This is a genomic window from Prevotella sp. ICM33, from assembly GCF_000517825.1.
Classification (GTDB): domain Bacteria; phylum Bacteroidota; class Bacteroidia; order Bacteroidales; family Bacteroidaceae; genus Prevotella; species Prevotella melaninogenica.
Genome location: NZ_JACD01000094.1, coordinates 1 through 7,646, shown reverse-complemented (window position 1 = coordinate 7,646; position 7,646 = coordinate 1). Strand labels below are relative to the sequence as shown.

The following is a 7,646-nucleotide window of genomic DNA, read 5'->3' as shown; positions in this document are numbered from 1 at the left end:
TGGTTGACAGAACACCTCAACTACGAAGAATAGAAATAATATTCAATTATGAAGAGGATTTAGATGAACGGGCAAGTATTGGACATTCTCGCAAAAGTGAATATGCTGTTCGTGAAAAAAGGCTTGTAAAATTAAAACACGATATGGAGTAATATCTTCAGTTAAAAGATTATTGGTGTCCGATAAAACTTTTTTAGAGTTATCTGTGTTAGATAAAATAGACTTAAACTTATGATTTCATTAATTTATTTGGTTATTATAGCGCTTTCCTTGTCAATATAAGCACATTTTATAATGCTTACAGTTTAAAACTGAAAACCAAGCCCATGGATAAGTAAAACGACTGCAACATCGATGGATAAAAAGATACAGAGCTTTCAGTTTATTTTTACCAGACAGCAATATTATGATATAAAGCTAATTGCTGACTTTTTCACACTAAACTAATAAAATCATAGTATAGAAACGGGTCATTGAAGAAAGTTTTTTATATATTTGCAACAGAGAACAAAAGCACAAGCCAATGAGTTGACAAGAATGTGCCAATTACTAATTATAACACAAAAAAGGACAATGAAAAAAACTATTACAATCGCACTTCTTACTGCAGCAGTAATAGGTGCAACATCTTTTTTTTCATCATGCAGTAACAAAAACGATGATGACTGGATTATTGACGGCTTGCCAGATCCTGTAACAATTGACCTTTCAAAGGTATTCACTAATGGAACGCCTAAAGAGGTGGACAGTATGACTATCCAAACAAATGAAAAAGGATTAGTTACAAGTATTGAGACTAAGGATGAAATGGTATCTTTTAAATACAATAATACAAAAACACGTGCTATTGTAGTCCCAAATGTCTTCATGAAAGTAGAACGTAATGGGAAAGCAACACTCTATAAAATGTATCTGAACAACAACGGTTTTGTTAGAAGATGCGTGATAGAGCAAAAGGAAAATACAAAGGAAGATATATGGAGCTTCACTTATAACGATAATGAGCAACTAATTAATATAATCCATTCAGCAGATAACTACAAAGAACTTACTTTGACTTATAAAGATAGCAACATCTCTGAAATAGAGACAAAAACTATCGTTTCACAAACAACAACAAGAAAGAAAGATACTTGTAAAGTTGCTTATACCTCAGATACAACCCCAGCTCCTATAGTGAACAAGGGTAACATTATGCTCTTCAATACAACGTTTGGAATTGACATGGGCGCAATTAAATACGCCTACTATGCAGGATTGCTTGGAAAAGCAACTAAGAACTTGCCTGTACAGTTTATTGATAAGAGCGGCAACAAAACCAACTTTACATGGACTTTCAATAGTAATGGTTTCCCAACAGCAATGACAAGCGGTAGCCATCAATACAAGTTCGAGTGGTAAAAAAGTATTTTATATCATTACATATATTTATCATCCCCCTTCTATAAAGTACACTCGGAAAGTAAATCAATAGGGGGTTACTTTCAAACCATAGCTCTCAGACCATACCCCTCACTGGTCTGAGAGCTTTTCTTTTACCCTTTTATCCACCCATCCCAAATCTACACCCACGCAAAATAGCACAAATACACAGATTACTACATAGCTTATACTTGCCAAGCAACCATTGAAACAGTATCTTTGCAGCATGAATCACGAATTATTTTCATGAAAAAAAATATTTTTCTTCATGAAAAGAAAGATTTATTTTCACGTAAATAATTTCTTTCTTTCGTGAAAAGAATTCAGCCCAAGCCTAAGATTGTAGAGGATAACCCTACATTCTATAGAGCTATGGCACATAGAAAAGACGATTATTAACCCTTTATTATAAACATAAAGCTATGACTGTAAATTACAAACTATTAAGAACAAGCGGTAAACTCGCACAATGTAAAGCACTAAGAATAGTACCAATCAAGAAAGACGTAACAGGTATAGAAAGAATCTGTCAGCATATCCAACAAGCAACAACGCTTACAACAGCCGACATTCTCGGGACTATCTCGGCATTAAAAACAGAATTAGCAGAGGAGCTAAAAAGTGGGAATACAGTCCATCTACCGGGCATAGGATTCTTCTCGCTTGCCCTTAAAGGCGACATACATGAAGACCCTAAGACGCATCGTCACCATCTCCGTAATGTTGCTGTACGCAAAATTAGATTCCGCCCCGATAAGGATTTTCACGAAGCGTTAGGAAAGATGATTTTTGAAAACAAAACCTACAAAGACGGTACATCCACACTTCCTACAAAATCTGCCGTTAACGCTGCACTAAAAGAGTTGTTTGAAGAGAGTCCGATAATCACCGTTAACGACCTCCGTCGCCGTCTGAACCTTTCTACAACCTATGCCTATCAACTTACAGCACAGTTAGAACGTGAAAAGAAAATCATCAACATAGGTTCACGTTATCGCAAAATATATAAAAAAGCGTAAGCAGAAGGCGATAAACAAATGGTAAACATATAGAGGGAAATAGCATATTACTATTATAAATTAGATTAGACCCAGTAATAATTCAATAGCATAGAAACACAAAAAAGCCATTCCCAACCCTTTTCAGAGCATAGGAATGGCTTTTATTTATTGAGTAGTCCTCAGACTATTTTATCCAATCCACTTCACGTAAGCGAAGTCCTGACGGTGTGGCAGGAGATCGTTCTTAGGATACATACGGACAGCGCACTTATAAGCACCTGCTTCTGTTGCATCGAAAGTAGCCTCAAAAGTATAGTGATTACCCTCTGTCTTCACCATCTTGAATGGGATTACCTTGTGGATGTTAACGTCATCAACTGGTGCATTCTTCAAGAATACAAGCTCAAGACCTACAGCATTGTTCAAGCCCTGCTCGTCGATAACGTAAGTAACCTTAATCTTATGACCTGTAGAAATATCCTGCAGTGCATCCTCGTCCTTAGAAACAACATAGATGCTGTCCCAACGCTCTGCTACAGACTCCTTCCAAAGAGCAATCTCCTTAGCAAGTTTATTGTCATTAGCCTCGAGCTTATGAGAACGCTTAGCCTGACTCTCATAGAACTTGTCATAGTAGTCATCAAGCTGACGCTTCATTGTATAGTGAGGAGCGATAGTTGCAATAGAGTTCTTTACAACCTTTACCCAATCCTCTGAGTAGCCATCTTGATTCTTATTGAAGTAGAGAGGAGCAATCTCATTCTCGAGAAGACCATAGATAGTAGCTGCATCAAGCTGGTCCTGATAGCCCTGATTCTGATAGGTACGCTTCTCTGGCAATGCCCATCCAGCTCCCTCGCGGTAGCCTTCAACCCACCAGCCATCAAGTACTGAGAGGTTAACAACACCGTTCATTTCTGCTTTCTCACCAGATGTACCACTTGCCTCGAGTGGACGAGTTGGTGTGTTCATCCAGATATCAACTCCAGAAACGAGACGACGAGCCAACTGCATATCGTAATCCTCAAGGAAGATAATCTTACCGAGGAACTGTGGCATACGTGAAATCTCAAAGATACGCTTGATAAGTCCCTGACCCGCGCCATCAGCAGGATGTGCCTTACCTGAGAAGAAGAACAGAACTGGACGCTCTGGGTTGTTTACAATCTTCTCCAAACGCTCAAGGTCTGTGAAAAGCAAGTGTGCACGCTTATACGTTGCAAAGCGACGGCAGAAACCAATCATCAATGCGTTAGGGTTGATACGCTCAAGGATAGAAACGACCTTAGCTGGGTCACCCTGGTTGCGGAGCCACTGCTTGGTGAACTTATCACGGATATACTTGATAAGTTTCTGCTTCAATGCCATACGTGTCTCCCAGATTTCTGAATCAGGAACATTATAGATTGCGTGCCAGATAGACTCGTTACTCTGGTCGCTCATGAAACTCTCATCAAAGTATTTATCGTAAACTTTGCGCCACTCTGTTGCGGTCCATGTTGGGAGGTGTACACCATTGGTTACATAACCTACAGCATTCTCCTCTGGGAAGTATCCCTTCCACAATGGAGCAAACATTTTCTGGCTTACCCAACCGTGAAGTTTTGACACACCATTGATTTCCTGACAGGTGTTACAAGCGAAGGTACTCATACAGAAACGCTCGCTGTGATCATCAGGATTGGTACGACCCATACCGATGAACTCATCCCACGAGATACCAAGTTTAGTAGGATAATCACCCATATACTTGCCGAAGAGTTCCTCGTCGAAGTAATCGTGACCTGCTGGTACAGGAGTATGAACGGTATAAAGTGATGAGGCACGTACAAGCTCCATAGCTTGATTAAATGTCAAGCCACTCTCAATGTAGTCGCAAAGACGCTGGAGGTTGCAAAGTGCCGCATGACCTTCATTGCAGTGATAGATATCCTTCTTGATACCCAATTTCTTCAAAGTAAGAATACCACCGATACCGAGCAGAATCTCTTGCTTCAAACGGTTCTCCCAGTCACCACCATAGAGAGAGTGAGTGATAGGACGATCGAACTCAGAGTTCATATCATTGTCTGTATCGAGCAAGTAAAGCTTAATACGACCAACGTTCACACGCCAAACAAGTGCGTGTACCATATAGTTGCGGTAAGGTACATCAACAACAACCTGATTGCCATTCTCATCGAGCTCACGCTCAATAGGAAGAGAGTTGAAATTCTGTGCATCGTACTTAGCAATCTGCTGGCCGTCCATAGAAAGACTCTGTGTGAAGTAACCAAAGCGATAGAGGAAACCTACAGCACAGAAGTCTACGTTAGAGTCAGAAGCCTCCTTAATGTAGTCGCCTGCCAAGATACCAAGACCACCAGAATAAATCTTCAAAGCCTGATTCAAACCAAACTCCATACAGAAGTAAGCAACAGAAGCACGCTTCTTGTTAGGCTTAACGTCCATATAAGTACGGAATTTCTTATAGACATCACTCACCTGCTTCATCAGCTTTTTGTCCTTTACGATAGCTTCCTTACGGTCATAGCTAAGACGCTCAAGGAGCTGGACTGGATTATGTCCAACCTCTTCATAGAGTTCCTCATCAAGAGCTTTGAACATGTTGCGTGCTTCGTAATTCCATGCCCACCACATATTGTGAGCAAGCTCATCAAGACATGCCAGTTCCTTTGGCAGAGTTGACTTTACAGTTACCTCTTTCCACTGAGGTTCGTTGGAATAATCTGATTTAATTTTCATAACTTATTATAGTTTTGACTGTTATTTCGTTATTTTGTTACTAAGCAGTTATCACTTGTTTCTTGCAGCTGCTTTCTTTAATGCTATGTCGTAAGCCTGCTCATAATAGATGATAAACTCACTCCAAAGAGCCTTACGAGAGAGCTTCTCGGCATTTGAACGACACTTGTTCACCTCCGTCTTCGTAAAGCAAGAGTAACGGGCTATGGTATCCTTAATACCATCAACTATCTCTGAATAATTATAATCCGTACGATGTAATACTTTCACACCATCTTCTATCTCGCTATATTTTCCCTTCTCTGTATTTGCCCACAAACCGAAACCAGCAAGGTCGGTTGTAATACAAGGTACCTTAAAGGCTATTGCCTCTAATGGTGTATAGCCCCATGGCTCATAGTATGAAGGATAGACACAGAGGTCGTTACCCAATACGAGGTCATAATAGCTCATATTCATAATACCATCATCACCTGTCAGATAGCAAGGCAAGAGGATGACCTTTACCTTATCTCCCTTTGCATTGTTTATACCAAGAGAGCTGAGCATATTCAGTACATTGTCATGGTCCATATTGTGGAGCCAATGTGTGAGTACAGGCTTCTCCAATGGTGTGTCAAACTGTTTACCGCTGTTGAGACGCTCCACAAGGTCCTGACGTGGACCCGCTACCCAGCCTGGAACCTCAATGAAGGCTACAACCTGCTTCTTCAAGTTCTCATCATAACGCAAGCGGTTCATTGATTCTATGAACACATCAATACCTTTATTGCGGAACTCATATCGTCCGCTGGTTGATACGATTAACGCATCATCTTGTATATCGTCACCTGTCAACGCATTGGCAACATCAAGCAAACGTTTACGAGCTGCCTTGCGCTTCTTTGTGAAGGTTGCACCCTTTGGTACAAAGTCGTTTTCAAAACCATTTGGAAGAACCAAATCAACTGGTTTATCAAGCAACTCTTTACATTCTGTTGCAGTAATATCACTCACAGTCGTGAAGCAATCAACATGGTGAGCAGTCTGCTTCTCGATAGAATGCTTACTCTCCATATTCAACTCCGAAGCCATCTGGTCACCATTATATGCCCAGAGATATTCGTACAATGGCTTGTTATTGCCCGCTATACTGCGACCAATACCCGTTGCATGAGTAGTAAAGATAGATGCTATCTGTGGCAAACGATGCTGTAATATAAGTGCGGCAAAGCCTGTTTGCCATTCGTTTGCATGGAAGACAACCTTATCTTTCTCACTAAGATAGAATCTATAGAAACTCTCTACGACAAGTGCCGTAGCATAAGCAAACATAGCAGATTCGTCATAATCACCGTAGGCATGGAGACTATCAACTCTATAATACTCCCAAAGCTTACCATAAATCTCATCTTTATGAGCAAAGTATGACTGAAAATCAATAAGCATAGCAATTGGCTCCCCAGGGATATCCCAACGTCCAACCTTTACTGATAGCCCCTCGGAAACTGCTCTCTGCTGCCAATCAGCAAATAACTTCTTATCCTCTTTAAAATAAGGGGATGGTGTCTCTTGCCAGCAGTCAGGACCAAGGAAAATGATACGATCCTTTATCTTATCTTGTAATGTCTTTGCACGAGTTGAAAGTACAGTATAAATTCCTCCAACCTTGTTACAAACTTCCCAGCTGGTCTCAAAAATATAATCTGGAAATAACATCTTCTCCTTTAAAACATTTGATATATATCGCCACAAAGGTAATACAAAAATAAGTAAATCAACAATTTAATCTGTACATTTTTGAGGAATGTATAGTATTAATTAATTAAAATCATTAACTTTGCAATTAACCAACATTCATAGATATGAAACAAAAGATTGTACTGACAGTAATGGCTATGTTGGCTTTTTCAACCAACATAGCCGCTCAAAGCAACTTATCCACTACAAAGACAGAAACTTCTCCTTCAAAAACTGGAAAGATAGTACAGAATAATGACTCTATCTTTAAAGCGCATCTTGTGAATGATGAATTTCAAGTGTGGATGGATATTGATTTCTATCATAACAATATTACCGTACCACGACAAGAGATATTCGGAGAGGTTCCAGGCTACTTTGGTGCAGTACGTGATACTCGTAAGTGGATTATCTCTGATGCTACCATAAAAGGGAGAAAGGCTATCTTAACCATCATCAATGACTATGGTAGTGAAGATCTCAAAGCCGAACTAAAGCATAATTCAAACGGTACCTACACGCTAACAAGACTTGATGGTAGCACGATGAAGATTGTGGTTAATAATAAATGGGTGAAGATTCCTAAGGATTTAATCTTCTATTGTAAATAATCACGGTTTTCAGGACTATATAAGTAGACCCTACTAATGACAAATTGGTGCTCATTAGTAGGGTCTTCTTTTATAATTGATTTCCAAATATTATGGCTCAGTAGAAAAAAGGTGGGGAAATTTTCTTAATTAATATATTTTTCTTTCC

The 7,646-nt window shown here is 39.6% G+C and carries 5 protein-coding genes; 3 read left to right on the top strand and 2 right to left on the bottom strand.

Annotated elements, in window-relative coordinates; genetic code table 11:
• The first annotated feature begins 573 nt into the window (after nt 1-573).
• Entirely contained in the window at nt 574-1,401 is an 828-nt protein-coding gene (locus HMPREF1505_RS11550; protein ID WP_036925506.1) for a DUF4595 domain-containing protein, read from the top strand.
• A gap of 443 nt (nt 1,402-1,844) precedes the next feature.
• Nucleotides 1,845-2,441, top strand: a complete 597-nt coding sequence (locus HMPREF1505_RS11545) for an HU family DNA-binding protein (RefSeq protein ID WP_036925501.1) — start codon at nt 1,845-1,847, stop codon at nt 2,439-2,441.
• Nucleotides 2,442-2,612: 171 nt separating this feature from the next.
• Here the strand turns inward: HMPREF1505_RS11545 and glgP are convergent, their stop codons facing one another.
• Together glgP and HMPREF1505_RS11535 are read right to left on the bottom strand one after the other, a co-directional pair.
• Complete coding sequence (glgP, locus tag HMPREF1505_RS11540) at nt 2,613-5,168, bottom strand: alpha-glucan family phosphorylase (RefSeq protein ID WP_036925498.1); 2,556 nt, start codon at nt 5,166-5,168, stop codon at nt 2,613-2,615.
• A 51-nt stretch (nt 5,169-5,219) separates the two neighbouring features.
• A complete protein-coding gene (locus tag HMPREF1505_RS11535) occupies nt 5,220-6,866 on the bottom strand; it encodes a glycogen/starch synthase (protein WP_036925495.1) in 1,647 nt (548 codons plus the stop codon).
• Between the two features lie 146 nt (nt 6,867-7,012).
• Between HMPREF1505_RS11535 and HMPREF1505_RS11530 the strand changes: the two genes are divergently transcribed.
• On the top strand, nt 7,013-7,498 hold the full coding sequence (locus HMPREF1505_RS11530; protein WP_036925492.1) for a hypothetical protein: 486 nt from the start codon (nt 7,013-7,015) through the stop codon (nt 7,496-7,498).
• The last annotated feature ends 148 nt before the right edge of the window (nt 7,499-7,646 follow it).